Annotated in this window: 15 protein-coding genes; 4 read left to right on the top strand and 11 right to left on the bottom strand. The window is 65.8% G+C overall.

Translation table 11 applies throughout. The annotated features are described in order from the left end of the window. Positions 1–3: 3 nt before the first annotated feature. Both ASB57_RS23860 and ASB57_RS23855 read left to right on the top strand, forming a co-directional pair. Positions 4–993 carry a tripartite tricarboxylate transporter substrate binding protein gene (locus ASB57_RS23860; RefSeq protein ID WP_057654441.1) on the top strand — a complete coding sequence of 330 codons (990 nt, stop codon included), beginning with the start codon at positions 4–6 and terminating at the stop codon, positions 991–993. A gap of 48 nt (positions 994–1,041) precedes the next feature. After that, positions 1,042–1,947: an amidohydrolase gene (locus ASB57_RS23855; protein WP_057654440.1), complete on the top strand. Its 906-nt coding sequence runs from the start codon at positions 1,042–1,044 to the stop codon at positions 1,945–1,947. Positions 1,948–2,111: 164 nt separating this feature from the next. Here the strand turns inward: ASB57_RS23855 and glmS are convergent, their stop codons facing one another. Beyond that, on the bottom strand, positions 2,112–3,944 hold the full coding sequence (glmS, locus tag ASB57_RS23850; RefSeq protein WP_057654439.1) for a glutamine--fructose-6-phosphate transaminase (isomerizing): 1,833 nt from the start codon (positions 3,942–3,944) through the stop codon (positions 2,112–2,114). 168 nt (positions 3,945–4,112) lie between these two features. On the opposite strand from glmS, the gene ASB57_RS23845 reads away from it, so the two are divergent. After that, positions 4,113–4,604, top strand: a complete 492-nt coding sequence (locus ASB57_RS23845; protein WP_057654438.1) for an Lrp/AsnC family transcriptional regulator — start codon at positions 4,113–4,115, stop codon at positions 4,602–4,604. A gap of 68 nt (positions 4,605–4,672) precedes the next feature. Here ASB57_RS23845 and ASB57_RS23840 read toward each other — a convergent pair whose 3' ends face one another. The 6 genes from ASB57_RS23840 to ASB57_RS23815 all read right to left on the bottom strand — a co-directional run bounded on the left by ASB57_RS23840 (position 4,673) and on the right by ASB57_RS23815 (position 12,111). Next, positions 4,673–5,758 (bottom strand): glycosyltransferase family 4 protein, encoded by a 1,086-nt coding sequence (locus ASB57_RS23840; protein ID WP_057654437.1) that lies wholly within the window; start codon positions 5,756–5,758, stop codon positions 4,673–4,675. Further along, positions 5,755–7,077: a UDP-glucose/GDP-mannose dehydrogenase family protein gene (locus ASB57_RS23835; RefSeq protein ID WP_057654436.1), complete on the bottom strand. Its 1,323-nt coding sequence runs from the start codon at positions 7,075–7,077 to the stop codon at positions 5,755–5,757. Before ASB57_RS23835 ends, ASB57_RS23840 begins: the two co-directional genes overlap by 4 nt. Positions 7,078–7,173: 96 nt before the next feature. Further along, positions 7,174–8,598 carry an MFS transporter gene (locus tag ASB57_RS23830; protein WP_057654435.1) on the bottom strand — a complete coding sequence of 475 codons (1,425 nt, stop codon included), beginning with the start codon at positions 8,596–8,598 and terminating at the stop codon, positions 7,174–7,176. Beyond that, entirely contained in the window at positions 8,595–9,968 is a 1,374-nt protein-coding gene (glmU, locus tag ASB57_RS23825) for a bifunctional UDP-N-acetylglucosamine diphosphorylase/glucosamine-1-phosphate N-acetyltransferase GlmU (RefSeq protein ID WP_057654434.1), read from the bottom strand. The genes ASB57_RS23830 and glmU overlap by 4 nt, the downstream gene beginning before the upstream one ends. 84 nt (positions 9,969–10,052) lie before the next feature. After that, positions 10,053–11,300 carry a PhaM family polyhydroxyalkanoate granule multifunctional regulatory protein gene (locus ASB57_RS31900; protein ID WP_369822757.1) on the bottom strand — a complete coding sequence of 416 codons (1,248 nt, stop codon included), beginning with the start codon at positions 11,298–11,300 and terminating at the stop codon, positions 10,053–10,055. A gap of 70 nt (positions 11,301–11,370) precedes the next feature. Then, positions 11,371–12,111, bottom strand: a complete 741-nt coding sequence (locus tag ASB57_RS23815) for a glycine zipper 2TM domain-containing protein (protein WP_057654433.1) — start codon at positions 12,109–12,111, stop codon at positions 11,371–11,373. Positions 12,112–12,288: 177 nt separating this feature from the next. Between ASB57_RS23815 and ASB57_RS23810 the strand changes: the two genes are divergently transcribed. Then, positions 12,289–12,519 (top strand): DUF3717 domain-containing protein, encoded by a 231-nt coding sequence (locus tag ASB57_RS23810; protein WP_057654432.1) that lies wholly within the window; start codon positions 12,289–12,291, stop codon positions 12,517–12,519. Positions 12,520–12,580: 61 nt separating this feature from the next. Here ASB57_RS23810 and ASB57_RS23805 read toward each other — a convergent pair whose 3' ends face one another. From ASB57_RS23805 to ASB57_RS23790, 4 genes are all read right to left on the bottom strand, one after another. Next, complete coding sequence (locus tag ASB57_RS23805) at positions 12,581–13,192, bottom strand: SCO family protein (protein WP_057654431.1); 612 nt, start codon at positions 13,190–13,192, stop codon at positions 12,581–12,583. A gap of 56 nt (positions 13,193–13,248) precedes the next feature. Continuing rightward, positions 13,249–14,145 (bottom strand): heme o synthase, encoded by an 897-nt coding sequence (gene cyoE / locus ASB57_RS23800; RefSeq protein WP_057654430.1) that lies wholly within the window; start codon positions 14,143–14,145, stop codon positions 13,249–13,251. A gap of 275 nt (positions 14,146–14,420) precedes the next feature. Beyond that, positions 14,421–15,434 carry a heme A synthase gene (locus tag ASB57_RS23795; RefSeq protein ID WP_057656392.1) on the bottom strand — a complete coding sequence of 338 codons (1,014 nt, stop codon included), beginning with the start codon at positions 15,432–15,434 and terminating at the stop codon, positions 14,421–14,423. A 52-nt stretch (positions 15,435–15,486) separates the two neighbouring features. Beyond that, the gene (locus ASB57_RS23790; RefSeq protein WP_231755492.1) at positions 15,487–16,119 is read right to left on the bottom strand and encodes a hypothetical protein; all 633 of its coding nucleotides are present in this window, start codon (positions 16,117–16,119) and stop codon (positions 15,487–15,489) included. Between the last annotated feature and the right edge of the window lie 10 nt (positions 16,120–16,129).

Genomic DNA, 16,129 nt, shown 5'->3' with positions numbered 1-16,129 from the left:
AACATGAAGCTGCCAACCAAGCTGCTCGCTCAGCTGCTCACCTGTACCTTTGCCGCCGTGGCCGCCCTCGCCGTCCCGGCCGCCCACGCCGAATATCCAGATAAACCCCTGCGCCTGATCGTTCCCTTCCCCCCGGGCGGCAACATCGATGCGACCGCGCGCATCATCTCGGCCGGCCTGGGACAGCGCCTGGGCGCCACCGTCATCGTCGAGAACCGCGCGGGCGCCGCCGGCCTGACGGGTTCCGAATTCGTCGCACGCTCGGATGCCGATGGCTATACTGCCCTGCTGGGATCCACCGGCGCGCTGGCGCCTGCCCGCGCGCTGCATCCCGGCACGCCGCTCCAGCCCACCAAGGACTTCGCCGGCGCCGGCCCCCTGGCTCGTGCTCCGCTGGTGCTGGCGGTGCGCACCGGTCTGCCCCCGCAGAACCTGAAAGACTTCATCGCGTATGCCAAGAAGAATCCCGGCAAGCTGACGATGGCGTCGGCGGGCGTGGGCACCGCCGCGCACCTGACCGGCGAGTTGTTCCAGAAGCTCAGCGGCACCAAGTTCCTGCACGTACCCTATAAGGGCAGCAGCCTGGCCGTGGCCGACCTGCTGGGCGGCCATGTGGACCTGACCTTCGACCAGCTGGCCTCCACGCTGACGCAGATCAAGGCTGGCAAGCTGCGCGCGCTTGGTGTCACGACGGCGCAGCGCACCAATATCATGCCGGAGCTGCCGACCTTGGCCGAATCCGGCCTGCCCGGCTTCGAGGCCAGCACGACCACGGGGCTGCTGTTCCCGAAGGGCACGCCCGCCCCCGTCATCGCCAAGGTCAACGCGGCGCTTCAGGAAGTGCTGAAGCAGCCGGACGTCCAGAAACAGTTCCGTGACCTGGGTTCGGATGTGCTGCTGGGTTCGGGCGCGGACTTCGACCGCATTCTGCGCGACGAGACGGCAAAGTGGGACGGCGTGATCAAGGATGCCGGCATCGCGCCGGTGGAATGATCCCGCTTCGTATCACCTGAACATCAGACAAGAAAAGCGAGACTAGCGATGCAAAATACCGACGGCGCCGGCGCACCGGTTTGCCTTTCACCGCAGCCCCAGACCACGCGGCCGCAGCAGCGGCTGCCGGCCGGGGCCACGGACTGCCACTGCCACGTCTACCAGGATTTCACGCGCTATCCCTTGAACGCGCAGCGCTCCTACACGCCGGCGCCGGCCACGCTCGAAGACTATCTTGCGATGTGCGAGCAGGTCGGCATCCAGCGCACCGTCCAGGTCAGCGCCAGCGTCTACGGCACGGACAATTCCCTGACCTTGGACGTGATCCAGGCGCTGGGACAGCACCGCGCGCGTGGCGTCGCGGGTGTCGCGGCGGACGTGACGGCGGCGGAATTGGAAAAGCTGCACGCCGGCGGCATGCGCGGCGTGCGCCTTTCCACGCATGTGAAAGGCTACGGCGGCACGCAGGGGCTGGACGACATGGCGCAGCGCATCCGGCCTTTCGGCTGGCATGTGCAGGTCCATGTCGCCGACATCGCGGAACTGGTGCCGCTGGAGAACACGTTGCTGCGCTCACCCGCGCCGCTGGTGTTCGACCACCTGGGCGCCGTCCGCGGCGGACAGGGCGTGAACCATCCGGGTTTTCAGGTGCTGCTGCGCATACTGCGTGAGCGGGATGACTGCTGGACCAAGATCTCCAGCTGGTACCGCCGTTCGGACAGCGGCGCCCCCGGCTACGACGACATGGCGCCCATCGTCGCAGCCCTGGTCGAGACGCGGCCCGACCGCCTGGTATTCGGCACCAACTGGCCGCATCCCGCACTGTTCGCGCCATCCGCGGTGCCGGACGATGGGCATCTCATCGACCGTTTCTGCGACTGGGTACCGGACGCGGATGTGCGGAAGCGCATCCTGGTCGATAACCCGGGGAAGCTTTACGGGTTCGATGCGTGAAGGTCTGACCGGGGGCCTGCTGATACGCCCGCTGGAATGAGCTGACCGGTTTATATCACAAATCATATTTGTGATATAAACCTTTAAATTCATAGCCTTAAGAGGCTTTTCGGCACACTCTGGGGACAGGTCAATGCGCTGCAATTCCCATCCCCTCGCCAACCTCACTCTACCGTCACACTCTTAGCCAGGTTCCGCGGCTTATCCACATCCGTGCCGCGTGCGCAGGCCGTGTGATACGCCAGCAGCTGCAAAGGTACGGTGTGCAGGATGGGCGACAGCTTGCCGTAGTGTTCCGGCATGCGGATCACATGCATGCCGGGGTCGCGCACGATCTGGCTGTCGGCATCAGCGAACACATACAACTCGCCGCCGCGCGCGCGCACTTCCTGCATATTGGATTTCAGCTTCTCCAACAGGGCATCCTTCGGCGCGATGGTGACCACCGGCATCTGGTCGGTGACCAGGGCCAGCGGGCCATGCTTCAGTTCCCCCGCCGGATAGGCTTCGGCATGGATGTAGCTGATTTCCTTCAGCTTCAACGCGCCTTCCAGCGCCACCGGATAATGCATGCCGCGGCCCAGGAACAAGGCGTTTTCCTTGGTCGCGAAACGCTCGGCCCAGGAAATGATCTGCGGCTCAAGAGCCAGCACGGAACTGATGGCCGCCGGCAGATGGCGCAGCGCCTTCAGATGTTCAGCTTCCTCTTCATCGGTGATGCGGCCATGCACCTGCGCCAACGCCAGGGTCAGCATGAACAACGCCGCCAACTGGGTGGTGAAGGCCTTGGTCGACGCCACGCCGATCTCCACACCGGCACGCGTGATGAAGGCCAGCTTGCATTCCCGCACCATGGCGCTGGTCTGCACATTGCAAATGGTCAGCGTATTCTCCATCCCCAGGCTGCGCGCATGCTTGAGCGCGGCCAGGGTGTCGGCCGTCTCGCCCGACTGCGAAATCGTCACGACCAGCGAACGCGGATTCGGCACGCTGTCGCGATAGCGATACTCGCTGGCGATCTCGACGTTGACCGGAATCTTGGCGATGGACTCGATCCAATACTTGGCCGTCAGGCCGGAGTAATAGCTGGTGCCGCACGCCAGGATCAACAGCGAATCCGCTTCCTTGAAAATCTTGTACGCATCATCGCCGAACAGCTCGGGCGTGATGCTCTCGATGTCCTGCAGGGTGTCGCCCACGGCACGCGGCTGCTCGAAGATTTCCTTCTGCATGAAATGGCGATACGGGCCCAGGTCGGCGGCGCCGGTATGCACCTGCACGGTGTTGACCTGGCGCTCGACAGGACGGCCCTGTTCATCGGTGATCCACACCCGCGACAACTGCAGGTCGACGACGTCGCCATCTTCCAGATAGATGATCTGGTCCGTGGTGCCGGCCAGGGCCAAGGCATCGGACGCCAGGAAGTTTTCATTCTTGCCCAGGCCCACGACCAGCGGCGAACCCTGGCGCGCACCCACCACACGATGAGGCTCGTCCCGGCAGAACACGGCAATGGCGAAGGCGCCGAGCAGACGACGGGTTGCCTGCTGGACAGCCTCCAGCAGATCGCCGGAATAAAGATGATTCACCAGATGCGCGATGACTTCGGTATCGGTCTGGCTTTCGAAGACATAGCCGGCCGCCTGCAGTTCAGCGCGCAACTCATCATGGTTCTCGATGATGCCGTTGTGAACCAGCGCGATGCGCGGCTTGTCCTTGCCGTGCGACGAAAAGTGCGGGTGGGCATTGTGCGTGGCCGGCGCGCCATGGGTGGCCCAGCGAGTGTGGGAAATGCCGGTATAGCCCGTCACGTGGTCTTGCTCGACCAGCGCCGCCAGCTCGGAAACACGCTCGGTGCTGCGCGTGCGGCGCAGCTCGCCGTCGGCATACACCGCGACCCCGCAGGAGTCATAACCCCGGTACTCAAGGCGACGCAGGCCCTCGACCAGAACGGGAGTAATGTCGCGTTGAGCGACGGCACCGACGATTCCACACATGATTTGGCTCCGGGGGGAGTGAGAAAAGATGCGCCATTGTGGAAGCCAGTCAAAGAAATAAGATTTCTTTATTCGGTTTAAAATGAATTAATATTCAAATACCCTACCGGAGTGAAATTTCATTCCATATGAGCGCCACCTATGGAATATTTCTTCCAAAATTAACCCATGGTCACCATTGATACCATCCTTCTGGACGATCTCGACCGACGCATCCTTGCGCAGTTACAAGAGGACGCTTCGCTGAACAATCAGGAACTGGCCGAAGTCGTGCACGCGTCGCCGCCAACCTGTCTGCGCCGGGTGCGGCGCCTGGTGGAATCGGGCATCGTGGAAAAACAGGTGGCGATCCTGGACCCCGCGCGCCTGGGCAGCACGCTGACGGCCATCGTGGAGGTCACCCTGGACGTCCAGGCCGCGGAAAAACTGGCGGAATTCGAGGCACTGGTCCAGGACGAGCCCGCCATCCTGCAATGCCACCGCGTGTCGCCCGGCCCGGATTTCGTGTTGATCGCGCAGGTGCGGGACATGCCCGCCTATCACGCGCTGGTGCATCGGGCCTTCACCGCGCAGGCCAATGTGCGCAATGTGCGGACGTTCTTCTCCGTCCACCGGTCAAAATTCGAAACGCGCATCGCGCTGCCGCCGCAGGAGCTGTAAGCACCCGCCAGGACCACAAGGCATGCAGACCCCGACGGCGGCGGCAGCGCCGCGCACCGTCGCTGCGATCAGTGCCCCAGCCGCGCGCTTTCGCCCCGCTCGCGCAAGAGCCGCTCGAACTGTTCCAGATAGCGATTGCCCATGATGCCGACGTCGTGCTCGACCCGCACGTAGTCATAGGCGCGTTCGGTCAGCGCCTGCCGCAAGCCGGCATCATCCAGCAAGGCGGCCATGCCCTGCGCCATCGCATGGTGATCTTCCACCGCGCAGAGAATGCCGCGCCCGTCCGCCAGGCTTTCCTTCAGGCCGCCGGCATCCGTCGACACCACCGGCACACGCTGCAGAAACGCATCGAACACGCTGCTGCCCAGCGCTTCCTCGCGCGAGGTCATGGCGAAGACGTCCATGCAGGGATAGAAGTCCTCCACCCCTTTGCGGAAGCCCGCGAACAGGTAGACGTCCTGCACCCCCAGCTCGGCCACCAGCGCGCGCGCCTGGGCCTCTTCGTTGCCGCCCGCGCCGAAATGCACGAACAGGAAGTCCAGCCGCGTCCGCGCCAATTCGGCCACGGCGCGAATCATGGTCAGCGGATCCTTGTCATGGATCAAGGCAGCAGACGTGGCGATGATCTTCTTGCCCGGCACCTTGAACTCGGACGCCAGCCGCGCCTGGTTCTGCGCATCGGGCGGCACCGGCGCCACCGCGCTGCGGATGATCACGGGCGCCAGGCCCAGCCGGCGCGGCTCGGTCGCCGCCATGTCGCTGATGGCCACGAACAGGTCGACGTGGCGCCACTTGAAGCCGGTTTTCCATTCCTCGTTGGGTTTGACCACGAAGGAGGTGCGCCGCGAAAAAACCACTGGCCGCCGATGCATGGGCTTGGTCAGCACGGCCCAGGTCACCGTATTGGCGGTCTGCGCGTGGATGATGTCGTACTGCCTGCCACGGCTGGCCAGGAAGCCGATCTGGCCCGGCACGCCAGCCACGGCATGTACCGTGAATCCCTGCTCGGCGGCACGCTGCGCCAGCGGCGCGCCGGCCCGGGCCAGCAGCTCCACCTCGTGCCCCGCATCCCGGAAGGCCATCATGCAGTAGAGCGTTTGCCGCTCGCCGCCGCGCCAGCCTTTCTCGAAATTCAGCTGCAGGATTTTCATGCGCGGCCAATGCCCTCGTACTCAAAGCCCATGGCCTTGAGATCCGCCGCGTTGTATTGATTACGCCCGTCGAGAATCAGCGGCGTCTTCAACAACGCCAACACGCGTTCGAAATCCGGCGCGCGGAACACTTTCCATTCCGTCACCAGCACCAGGCCGTCGGCGCCAGCCAGGGCGTCATACATATCGCTGACGAAGGTGACGCGCTTGTTGTCGGCCAGCACCTTGGCGGCCTCTTCCATGGCTACCGGGTCGAACGCAAGAATGGTGGCGCCACGCCGCGTCAGTTCCTCGATCACGGTCAGGCTGGGCGCCTCGCGCATGTCGTCGGTATTGGGCTTGAACGCCAGGCCCCACAGGGCGAAGCTGCGGCCCGTCAGGTCCTCGCCATAGCGGCGCACGATCTTGCGGGCCAGGCGGAATTTCTGTTCGTCGTTGGCGGCCTCGACGGCCTCGATCACCCGCATCGGCAGCTGATGCTCGGCGGCCATGCGGCTCAATGCCTGCACGTCCTTGGGGAAGCAGGAACCGCCGTAACCGGCGCCCGGATACAGGAATTGATAGCCGATACGCGGGTCGGCGCCAATGCCGCGACGCACCTGCTCGATGTCGGCGCCAACGGTTTCCGCCAGGTTCGCCATCTCGTTCATGAAGGAGATGCGCGTGGCCAGCATGGCGTTGGCCGCGTACTTGGTCAGCTCGGCGGAGCGCACGTCCATCACCATCAGGCGATCGTGCGTACGCTGGAAAGGTTCATAGATACGGCGCATGACACCGACGGTGTAATCATCGTCGGCGCCGACGACGACGCGATCCGGGCTCATGAAATCATGGATGGCGGCGCCTTCCTTGAGGAACTCGGGATTCGACGCCACGCTGAAGGGCAGATCCACGCCACGCTCCGCCAGCACTTCGCTGACGGCGGCACGGACTTTGTCCGCGGTGCCGACCGGCACGGTCGATTTGTCGACGAGGATCTTGCGGCCGGTCATGTGGCGCGCGATGCCGCGGGCGGCGGCCAGCACGTATTGCAGGTCAGCCGAGCCGTCTTCCCCCGGCGGCGTGCCGACGGCGATGAATTGCACGTCCCCATGCGCCACGCTGACGGCGACGTCGTCGGTGAAGTGCAGCCGTCCAGCCTGGACGTTGCGGTGGACCAGCTCTTCCAGGCCCGGTTCGTAGATGGGGATGCCGCCTTCGCGCAGAAAGGCCACCTTGGCGCTGTTCACGTCCAGGCACATCACATCGTTGCCCATCTCAGCCAGACAGGCACCCGACACCAGGCCCACATAGCCGGTACCCACCACGGTAATCTTCATCGCATTCGCCCTAGAAAACATGGCGCGTGACCAGGCACGCGCCCAATTCCCAGGATTATAGGTAAACCCAGGACAGGTTAAAGCCGCGAACAGGCCCTAGGACCTGGCGCCCGCCGGCACCGCCTTGAACCGCACGGTATTGACCAGGACCGCCGCGGCGGCGCACACGGCCCCCAATATCAGGGCCAGCGACTGGCCATGCGTGGCGGTCAGACCGAACGCAGTGGCCACCAGCGCGGTGCCGCAGCTTTGGCCGAAAACCCGGGTGGTCGCCTGCAGGCCGCCAATCGCGCCACTGCGTGAACGGGGCGCCGAACCGATCATGGACCGGTTGTTGGGGGTCTGGAAAAAGCCGAAGCCCATGCCGCACACGAACATGGTCACCATGATGGCGGTATTGCCCACGTCATGCGGCAACAGCGTCATCACCAAAAGCCCGATGCCCATGGCCGCCGCCCCGACACCGCTGAGCGTGGCCGCCGAATAACGGTCCGACAGGCGCCCCGCCAGCGGCGCGATGATGGCCGTGCCGATGGGCCAGGCGGCCATCAGCATGCCCACCTGCAGCGCCGGCCGGCCCAGCACCGTCTGGAAGAAGAAGGGCAAGGACACGTAGGACGCCATCTGCGCCGCGAAGGTGCAGGCCGACGCCGCCACGGCATAGGCGATCGGCTGCAGGCGCAGCAGGTCGACCGGCGCCAGCGGCGCGGTCTGACGCGACGCGCGCCGCACCAGGAAATAGCCGGCCACCAGGGAAATGGCGATCAGGCCCACACCCTTGACCGGATCCGCCACCAGCTTGTCGACGCCGATGATGAAGACGCCCAAAGTGAGCATGTTCAGCAGGGCGCTGATCGCGTCGAAGGGGGTATCGGTGCGCGGCACGTCCGGCAGGAAGCGCACCCAGAACATGCCCAGGATGCCCAGGGGCACATTCACCGCGAAGATCCAGGGCCAGGCTGCCACCGACAGGATGGCCGAGCCCAGGGTCGGGCCCAGCACCGACATGATGGCCACCGTGGTGGCGTTGACGCTGATGCCCCGCCCCAGCTTGGCGTGCGGATAGATGTGGCGCACCAGGCCGCCGAACATGCACATCAGGGACGCCGCGCCCACGCCCTGGAAGATGCGCGCCAGGGTCAGGGTAAACAGGGAATCGGCCAAGGCGCAGCCCAGCGACGCCACGGTGAACAAGCCCAGGCCCATGGTGAACATGCGGCGGAAGCCCACCCGTTCGGCCAAGGACGACAAAGGCAAAAGCATGACCACCAGGGCCACGCTGTAGGCATTGACGATCCACACGGAGTCCGCGGGATCGATGCCCAGGTCATGCGAAATGGTCGGCAAGGCGACGTTGGCGATGGTGCTGTCCAGCACCGCCAGGCTGATGCCCAGCATGATCACACTGGCGGCCCAGTAGCGCCGCGGCGTCGGCAGGCCGTCCTGCACGGCGGCCGCGGCGGGACCTCCGGGGGCGGCGTCCGGCGCCGTGCCCGCGGAGGGTTTGGTCGTATCGGTCATGGCTTTTTCTTGACCGGGCGGGTCCAACCGGGAATGGAAGCCTGGCGCGCACGCGACACGGTCAGCTGGTCGGCGGGCGCATCGCGCGTCAAGGTGGTGCCGGCGCCCAAGGTGGCCCCGCGACCCACGCGGATGGGCGCGACCAGCTGCGTGTCGGAACCGACGAAGACATCGTCTTCGATGATGGTGCGATGCTTGTTCACGCCATCGTAGTTGCAGGTGATGGTGCCCGCGCCGACGTTGACGCGCGCGCCGATGTCGGCGTCGCCGATATAGGTCAGGTGATTGGCCTTGCTGTCGACGCCGATCACCGCGTTCTTCACTTCGACGAAGTTGCCGATGTGAGTGCGGTCCGCCAGCTCGGCGCCCGGACGCAGGCGCGCATAAGGCCCGATACGGGCATCGGCGCCCACCTGGGCCTTTTGCAGATGGCTGAAAGCCTCGACCTGCGTGCCGGCGCCCAGCTTGACGTCACGCAGCACGCAATGCGGTCCGATGCGCACGCCATCGGCCAGTTCGACCTGGCCTTCGAACACGCAACCGACGTCGATGAAGACATCGCGGCCCACTTTCATGCTGCCGCGCAGGTCGAAACGGGCCGGGTCCGCCAGGGTGACGCCGGCTTCCAGCAGGCGACGCGCCTGTTCGCGCTGCCAGATGCGCTCCAGCTCGGCTTGCTGCACCCGGCTGTTGACGCCCAGGGTCTCCCAGCTCGCGGCCGGCTGCGCGGCGCCGACGGGCACGCCGTCGACCACGGCCAGCCCGACGGTGTCGGTCAGGTAGTACTCGCCCTGCGCGTTGTTGTTGTCGATGCGGGTCAGCCAGTCCTTGAGCTTCGCGGTGGGCGCGGCGAGGATGCCGGTGTTGACCTCGCGGATGGCGCGCTCCTGCTCGCTGGCATCCTTGTGTTCGACGATGCGCGTCACCTGGTCCTGCGAATTACGCACGATGCGGCCGTATCCGGTGGGATCGGCCAGGGTTTCGGTAAGCACGGCCATGCCCGCGCCGCGCGCTTCCAGCAGGCGGCGCAAGGTGTCGGGCTGGACCATGGGCACGTCGCCATAGAGCACCAGCGTGGCATCGTCCGCATCGCCTTCCAGCAACAGCGGCGCGGCCTGGGCCACTGCATGGCCGGTGCCATGTTGCGGTTGTTGCAGGGCGAACTGCAGGTCGTCCTGACCGGCGTAGGCGGCGCGCACGCGGTCGGCGCCGTGGCCGATCACGACCACGATGCGTGCCGGTTCCAGGCGCCGGGCGCTGTCCAGGACATGATCGAGCATGGGCCGTCCGGCCAGAGTGTGCAGCACCTTGGGCAGGTCCGACTGCATGCGTTTACCCAGGCCGGCGGCCAGAATGACGATATTCAGCATGTGGAGAGTGTTCGCAATAGCGCCCCGCGCGGCAAGCGCGGGGGCGGGTGTAGGGCCAGGACCTGGCCCGAATGGGGTGACATTTTACGGAAGAGGACGACGCGAGCGCGCCGACCGGACTGCATTACGGGGCTTGCCGTCGGCCGCGCCTTTCGCCAGGGGCTTCCTGGCGGCGGGGCGCGCGGCCGATGTGGCGGCCTTGCCGGCAGCCTGCGTGGACGTCCGCGCCTTCGTGCCGCTGACGGCGGCGGCTTTGCTGCCACCGCCTGCTTTGGCGCCGCCGGCCTTGGTGCCGCCTGCTTTGGTGGCGCCGGCCTTGCCGGTCTTCGCGGCAGCGGCCTTGGCGGCTTTCTTCGCGGGCGCGGATTTCTGCGCGGGCGGCTTCGCCTTGCCCAGGCCTACACCGTCGACAGCACCGGCGGGCGCCGCCTCTTGCGGCTGAGCGCCCGAATAGGCGTTCGCGCCCGGCATGGACGCCGCGGTCGCGCTGGCCAGTTGGCCGAATTGCTGCTGCAACAGATTCCACCAGGCTTCCGATGCCGATTGCGCGGCGCCGCCCAGGAAGGACGGCATTCCCGGCATCCCCGGCATTCCAGGTATCCCGGGCGTCGCACCAACGCCGGACTCCGCGGCGGCGCCGGACTCGGCCAGCTTGTCGGCGGCCGCGGCCAGTTTTTCATCGGCGGTTTCATTTGCACCCGGAGCGGCGCCCGCAGTCGCACTGCCCGCCGCCGCGCCAGAACCGATGCCGGCGCCAGCACTGGCGGCCCGCGCGTCACGCGCGTGATCCGGCGGTGTGTCCGGCAATTCCTCTTCGGGTTCTTCTTCCTCGTCCTCGACGCGCGGACCCGCGGCATAAGCCGAAGCGGGCGGCGGCGGGGGAGCCTTGTCCGCCGGAGCCGCATCCTTGGCCTTGGACATTCCGGGGGCCCAGCCTTGCGGCCCCGGCTTCAGGCCCAGCACGACTTCCAGCGGCGAGGCATCGCCCCACTGCGTGCCGGCCGCCGTCTGGCTGCTGACGGTATCGACAAAAGACCGCAAGGTATTGATGGTGGAGCGCTGCACCTCCAGGCCCTGGATGGTGCTGCTCAACATCGACAGGTTCAGGCGCAGCCAGCTTTCGACGCTGCGCAACTCCGTGATGCGGCGCTCGAGGTCTTCCACATTCAAGGGCGGCGCCAGGGGCATGACTTGCGCCAGACCGCCCGGCCCCATCAATCCGGCCCAGGCTTTGCGCATCATTTCCATGCTGGCGAGCAGGGGGTTGCCGGCCGCGTCGCCGGACTGCCCCAGGCCGGGGAGGATGAAGGGGTTGTTTTGCGGATCGGTCATTCAGTCTCTCTCGTGGGGGCCTGACCATTCCGCGTACACGCCGGTCCGCCACGCGCCATGATGGCGGCGCTCAACGCGGCAACAACTGGTTGTTTTCCACGCGTATGGCTTGGCCCGTCGAATACTGGAACGGCGTATCACTGCGGAAAGTGTGCGTGCGGCCATCATTGGTGCGGGCAACCAGCTGATAACGCGTCACGGTCTTCTGGTTGATATTACGCTCGATTTCCCTGCCTGCCAAAGCCCCACCGACGGCTCCCAAAACGGTCAGCGCGGTCTTGCCGCCACCGCCGCCGAACTGGTTGCCCACCACGCCGCCGACCACGCCACCCGCCACCGTGCCGACGATGTGATTGCTGCGATCCTGCACCGGCACCTGCACTTGTCCCATCGACACGACGGTGCCGCATTGCGGGCATTGAGCCGCGTCATTCTGCGCCGCGGGCGGCACGCCTTGCTGCTGCGCCTGGGGTTGCGACTGCTGCGGCACGTTCTGCTGCGGCACATTGGATTGCGCCTGCCGCGCCGCGCCGGCCTGCGGCTGCGCGGCGCCTTGTTGCGCCTGTCCGGGCACAGGCGCCAGATTGGCGTTGGCGGGATCGTTCTGCGCGAGGGCGCCGTTGTTGGCGCCTTGATCGGCCATCTGCGCGGCAGGCTGGCCAGCGCCTTCCTGACGGCCACTCGACGTCGGCAACCAGCCGCCGATCGCGGCCACGGCCACGCCGCACAACACGATGACGCAAACCGCCGCGGTCGCTACCAAAGGATGCAGGCCGCGGCGCGATTCTGATTGAGAGGTGGCGTTATTCATGTCATTTTCCTTGCAAAGCCGTCCATGGCGGATGTATAGCATCGGTATCCGCTTACAACGCATGAGCAAGGTGACGGTTTGCAAGAGTTGCAAGGCTATCCAGGGATTCAGGAAACAGCTGTGACGAGACCCTGGCGGCCATAGCCGCGCCATGGATTGAACTGGGAGAATGGCCCGATGGATGACACCACGCCGATCTCGATCACTCAGCTGGAACAGGCCATCAACTACTGGCGCTCGCGCTCGCCGTCGACGGGCGAAGAGGCACGGCTATGCCATGAGGCCGCCGCGCTGGCGACGCCCTATGCATTGTTGATATTCGCGGGCTTGCGCGAGTTGCGCGTCAGCGATCTGAATGACGATGGCCGCTCGGCCTACGCCGCGTGGCTGCAAACGGCTCATCCCTGAGGCCAGGCGGCCCATCCTTAAACGCCCGCCACTTCAGATAAAGACTTTCAGCCAGGCCGCATCAAGCAAGCAACAGCTTGATGTCGTGCACCAGCGCATCGGCGCCGGCATTGTTATTGACCAGCACCTGCGCCTCGCCCTTCTGGTCGAGCAGATAGAAAGCCGCGCTGTGGTCCATGCTGTAGTCCGAGCCATCCTTGGTCGGCACTTTGGCGTAGTAGGCCTTGAACGACGTGGCCGCTGCCTTCAGTTGCGCCAGGTCCCCGGTGAAACCCACGAAGGCGGGATTGAAGGTGGTGACGTACTGCTTCATCACGTCCGGGGTGTCGCGTTCGGGGTCGACCGTGATCATCACCACCTGGACCTTGGCGGCGTCCGCGCCCAGGGTCTGCATGACCTGGGCCAGCTCGGCCAGCGACGTCGGGCAGACGTCGGGGCAATGCGTATAACCGAAGAAAGCCACCACCACCTTGCCGGCGAAGTCGCGCATCGCGCGCGGTTTGCCGTCCTGGTCGACCATGGCCACGTCCTTGCCCAGATGCGTGCCCGCCAGGCTGCTGCCCTTGAACGCGGGCTGGTCCTTGCAGGCCGACAGCGCGACCGGCAAGGCAGCCACCAGGGCAGCACCACCAAGAACGCGCAACGTGGCGCGACGGGCGGGAACGATGGACATGGGGGGAAGTCTCCGGTGAGGCCCCGGCCGTGGCGCGCAGAGCGCGCCGCTGGCGCTTACATCAGCAGCAGGCCGAGCCAGTGATCGATCAACAGGGCGCCGAACAACAGCGCCAGATACAGGATGGAATAGCGGAACATCGACCGCGACAAGGCATCGCTGTAATTGCGATACAGGCGCCAGGCGTAGTTCAGGAAGATGCCGCCCAGCACCAGCGCGGTGACCAGATAGAGCAGGCCGCTCATGCGCAGGGCGAAGGGAATCAGCGTACAAGCCAGCAGGGCGCAGCTATACAGCAGGATCTGCAGGCGGGTGTATTCGGGACCGTGCGTGATCGGCAACATCGGCAGACCGGATTTTTCATAATCCTTGGCGCGATACAGGGCCAGCGCCCAGAAGTGCGGCGGCGTCCAGATGAAGATGATCAACACCAGCGCCCAGGCTTCCGCCGGCACCGCGTTGGCGATGGCGGCCCAGCCCAGCGCGGGCGGCATGGCGCCGGACAAACCACCGATCACGATGTTCTGCGGCGTGCGCGGCTTCAGGATGACGGTGTAGATGACGGCGTAGCCGACGAAGGTGGCGAAGGTCAGCCACATGGTCAAGGGATTGACCAGGTTGTACAGCACCAGCATGCCGATACCGCCCAGCAGGCCGGACAGCATCAACACCTGCTGGGGCAGGATGGTGCCGCGCGCGGTGGGGCGGCGCGCCGTGCGCGTCATGCGCGCGTCGACTTCCTGCTCGATCAGGCAATTGATGGCGAAAGCAGCTGCGGCGAGCAGCCAGATACCGAGGGTGGCGAAAGCCACACGCTTCAGATCGGGCAAGCCGGGCGTCGCCAGGAACATGCCGATGACGGCACAGAACACGGCGAGTTGGGTGACACGGGGTTTGGTAAGCACCAGGTATTGGCGGAGCAATCCCTGGTCTGGAGCGGCAAGACTGGTCATGGTGGCGCTATTCTAACTCCGCAAAGGGCCCGAACGGATTATAGGGACGCATTACAAACCCCTGTTTACGTTGGACAAATTGTCTCAGGGAGCGGGCCCCCCGTACCGCGCGGAGCGCGGCCCCCCAGGGGGCGGCACTGGCGGACCGGAAGGAGAGCCCACCCGTGCGCGCTGCGCGCGCGCGCCCTCAAGGGGCGGCACTGGCGGACCGGCAAAGCCGGCTCCGCTGTGCCTGCGATTTAAAACATGGTTCTTTAGTAGAAGCGATCATCGTTTTACGCACTGCGTAGCGCCGCGCGCCCGGCGGTGGCCAGGCGCACCCGCAAGGTCACGCCGGCCAGGACCAGACCGGCGGCGCCGCCGTTGTGCAGCACCGCGATCAGCAGGGGCCATTCGAAGAAGATGGTGGTCAGGCCCGTCAGCAACTGCGCCGCCAGCAGGGCCAGCATCAGCGTGGCCGGCCCGCGCAGGCCGGGCTCGGCCCGCATGCGGCTGGCCAGGATGCCCAGGTATACGAACACCACGAAGGCGAAATTCCGGTGGACCCAATGAATGGCGGTCAGGGCATACTGGGAAATCATCTCGCCCGAGGGCAACTCCCCCAGCGCGCGGAACACGGAGAACCCGCCCGCGAAGTCCATGGGCGGCAGCCAATGCCCCTGACACATGGGGAAATCCATGCAGGCCAGCGCGGCATAGTTGGTACTGACCCAGCCGCCCAGGGTGATCTGCACGAACAGCAGCAGCAGGCCCCCGCTCATCCAGCCGCGCCAGCGCGCCGCGGCGGCCGACAGGGACTGGTAGGGCCGCTCGCGCGCCGCCAGCCAGGTCATCATGGTCAAGGTGAGCATGCCGAACACCAGGTGCGCGGTGACGACGGCGGGCATCAGCTGATGCGTGACGGTCCAGGCGCCGAACGCCCCCTGCACGCAGACGATGACCAGCGCGGCCACGGCCAGCAAGGGCGAACGTCCCAGGCGGCCGCGGTAGCGGAACGCCATGTAGACGATGCCGATGATCAGCATGCCCAGCAGCGAGCCGGCATAGCGATGGATCATTTCGATCCAGGCCTTGGACAGCGACACCGCGCCGAAAGGCATGGCCTGATTGGCCTGATGGATGTCGGTCAACGAGCCCAGCGGCGACGCGCTGCCGTAGCAGCCCGGCCAATCGGGACAGCCCAGGCCGGAATCGGTCAGGCGCACGAAAGCCCCGAACATGATCAGGTCGAGGGTAAGGAACCAGGTAAAGAAAACCAGTTTGCGATAACGGAGGACGATAGTGTCCAGGCCTGCGGCATTCACTTCGGTAGTCACTTCAAGTTGCGGCGTGGTCGGCATACTAGCCGATGCGCGAGTTGTAAATCAGCTTGCTGAGGTCGCTGCGGACCTTGACCGGGTCGGCATCCGCCGGAAACTGCAGCATCAGATGGCCCAGCGGATCCGTCAGCCACATCGGCGCGGCCAGCGCGTCGGCGGCCGGAGCGCCCGCCCCCAGCAGAAACGGCGCCAGCTGCTCGGGCCGCGCGCGCACCATGATCGTACCCACATACGCGTCCAGCACCTTCTGCGGTACCGGCGCGTCGTCGGTGATGAACCAGACCCGGGCCACGCGGTCGACATTCTTGCCCTGGCTGGCGTGGCTGTTGCGGATGATGAAGAGCTTGCGCGCGCAGGATTCCGGGCAGGCGCCGCCATCGGCGGCCATCAGCAACCACTTGCCGCGCAGCTGGCGCAGGTCGTAAGGCTGGCCGTCCAGGGTGGCGAGGGGCAGTTGCGCGGGCGTGGGCAGGTCGCGCTGCGGCTCGATCAAGGTGCCGTAGTTGCTGCCGTCGCGCGGCCACCATTGCGGGTTCAGATAGAAGACCACGGCGGCCAGCACCGGCGCCAGCGACACCAGGAAGACCGCCAGCACGGTCCATCGGCTGCGTCGGCGCGCGGCCACGGGAACATCGCCAGCGTTCATAGAGGTCATCGTCACAAAC

Origin of the sequence: Bordetella sp. N (assembly GCF_001433395.1) — a bacterium.
GTDB lineage: Bacteria > Pseudomonadota > Gammaproteobacteria > Burkholderiales > Burkholderiaceae_B > Bordetella_C.
Note: the sequence above shows the minus strand (reverse complement) of the source record. Positions and strands in the feature narration are given on the sequence as shown.

Bases quoted from the DNA above. Each gene is read 5' to 3' on its own strand.
- ASB57_RS23845 (WP_057654438.1), top strand. From the start codon at position 4,113: ATGGTCACCATTGATACCATCCTTCTGGACGATCTCGACCGACGCATC.
- cyoE (WP_057654430.1), bottom strand. From the start codon at position 14,145: ATGACCAGTCTTGCCGCTCCAGACCAGGGATTGCTCCGCCAATACCTG.
- ASB57_RS23840 (WP_057654437.1), bottom strand. From the start codon at position 5,758: ATGAAAATCCTGCAGCTGAATTTCGAGAAAGGCTGGCGCGGCGGCGAG.
- glmS (WP_057654439.1), bottom strand. From the start codon at position 3,944: ATGTGTGGAATCGTCGGTGCCGTCGCTCAACGCGACATTACTCCCGTT.
- ASB57_RS23815 (WP_057654433.1), bottom strand. From the start codon at position 12,111: ATGAATAACGCCACCTCTCAATCAGAATCGCGCCGCGGCCTGCATCCT.
- ASB57_RS23830 (WP_057654435.1), bottom strand. From the start codon at position 8,598: ATGACCGATACGACCAAACCCTCCGCGGGCACGGCGCCGGACGCCGCC.
- ASB57_RS31900 (WP_369822757.1), bottom strand. From the start codon at position 11,300: ATGACCGATCCGCAAAACAACCCCTTCATCCTCCCCGGCCTGGGGCAG.
- ASB57_RS23805 (WP_057654431.1), bottom strand. From the start codon at position 13,192: ATGTCCATCGTTCCCGCCCGTCGCGCCACGTTGCGCGTTCTTGGTGGT.
- ASB57_RS23835 (WP_057654436.1), bottom strand. From the start codon at position 7,077: ATGAAGATTACCGTGGTGGGTACCGGCTATGTGGGCCTGGTGTCGGGT.
- ASB57_RS23855 (WP_057654440.1), top strand. From the start codon at position 1,042: ATGCAAAATACCGACGGCGCCGGCGCACCGGTTTGCCTTTCACCGCAG.
- glmU (WP_057654434.1), bottom strand. From the start codon at position 9,968: ATGCTGAATATCGTCATTCTGGCCGCCGGCCTGGGTAAACGCATGCAG.
- ASB57_RS23810 (WP_057654432.1), top strand. From the start codon at position 12,289: ATGGATGACACCACGCCGATCTCGATCACTCAGCTGGAACAGGCCATC.
- ASB57_RS23860 (WP_057654441.1), top strand. From the start codon at position 4: ATGAAGCTGCCAACCAAGCTGCTCGCTCAGCTGCTCACCTGTACCTTT.
- ASB57_RS23790 (WP_231755492.1), bottom strand. From the start codon at position 16,119: ATGACCTCTATGAACGCTGGCGATGTTCCCGTGGCCGCGCGCCGACGC.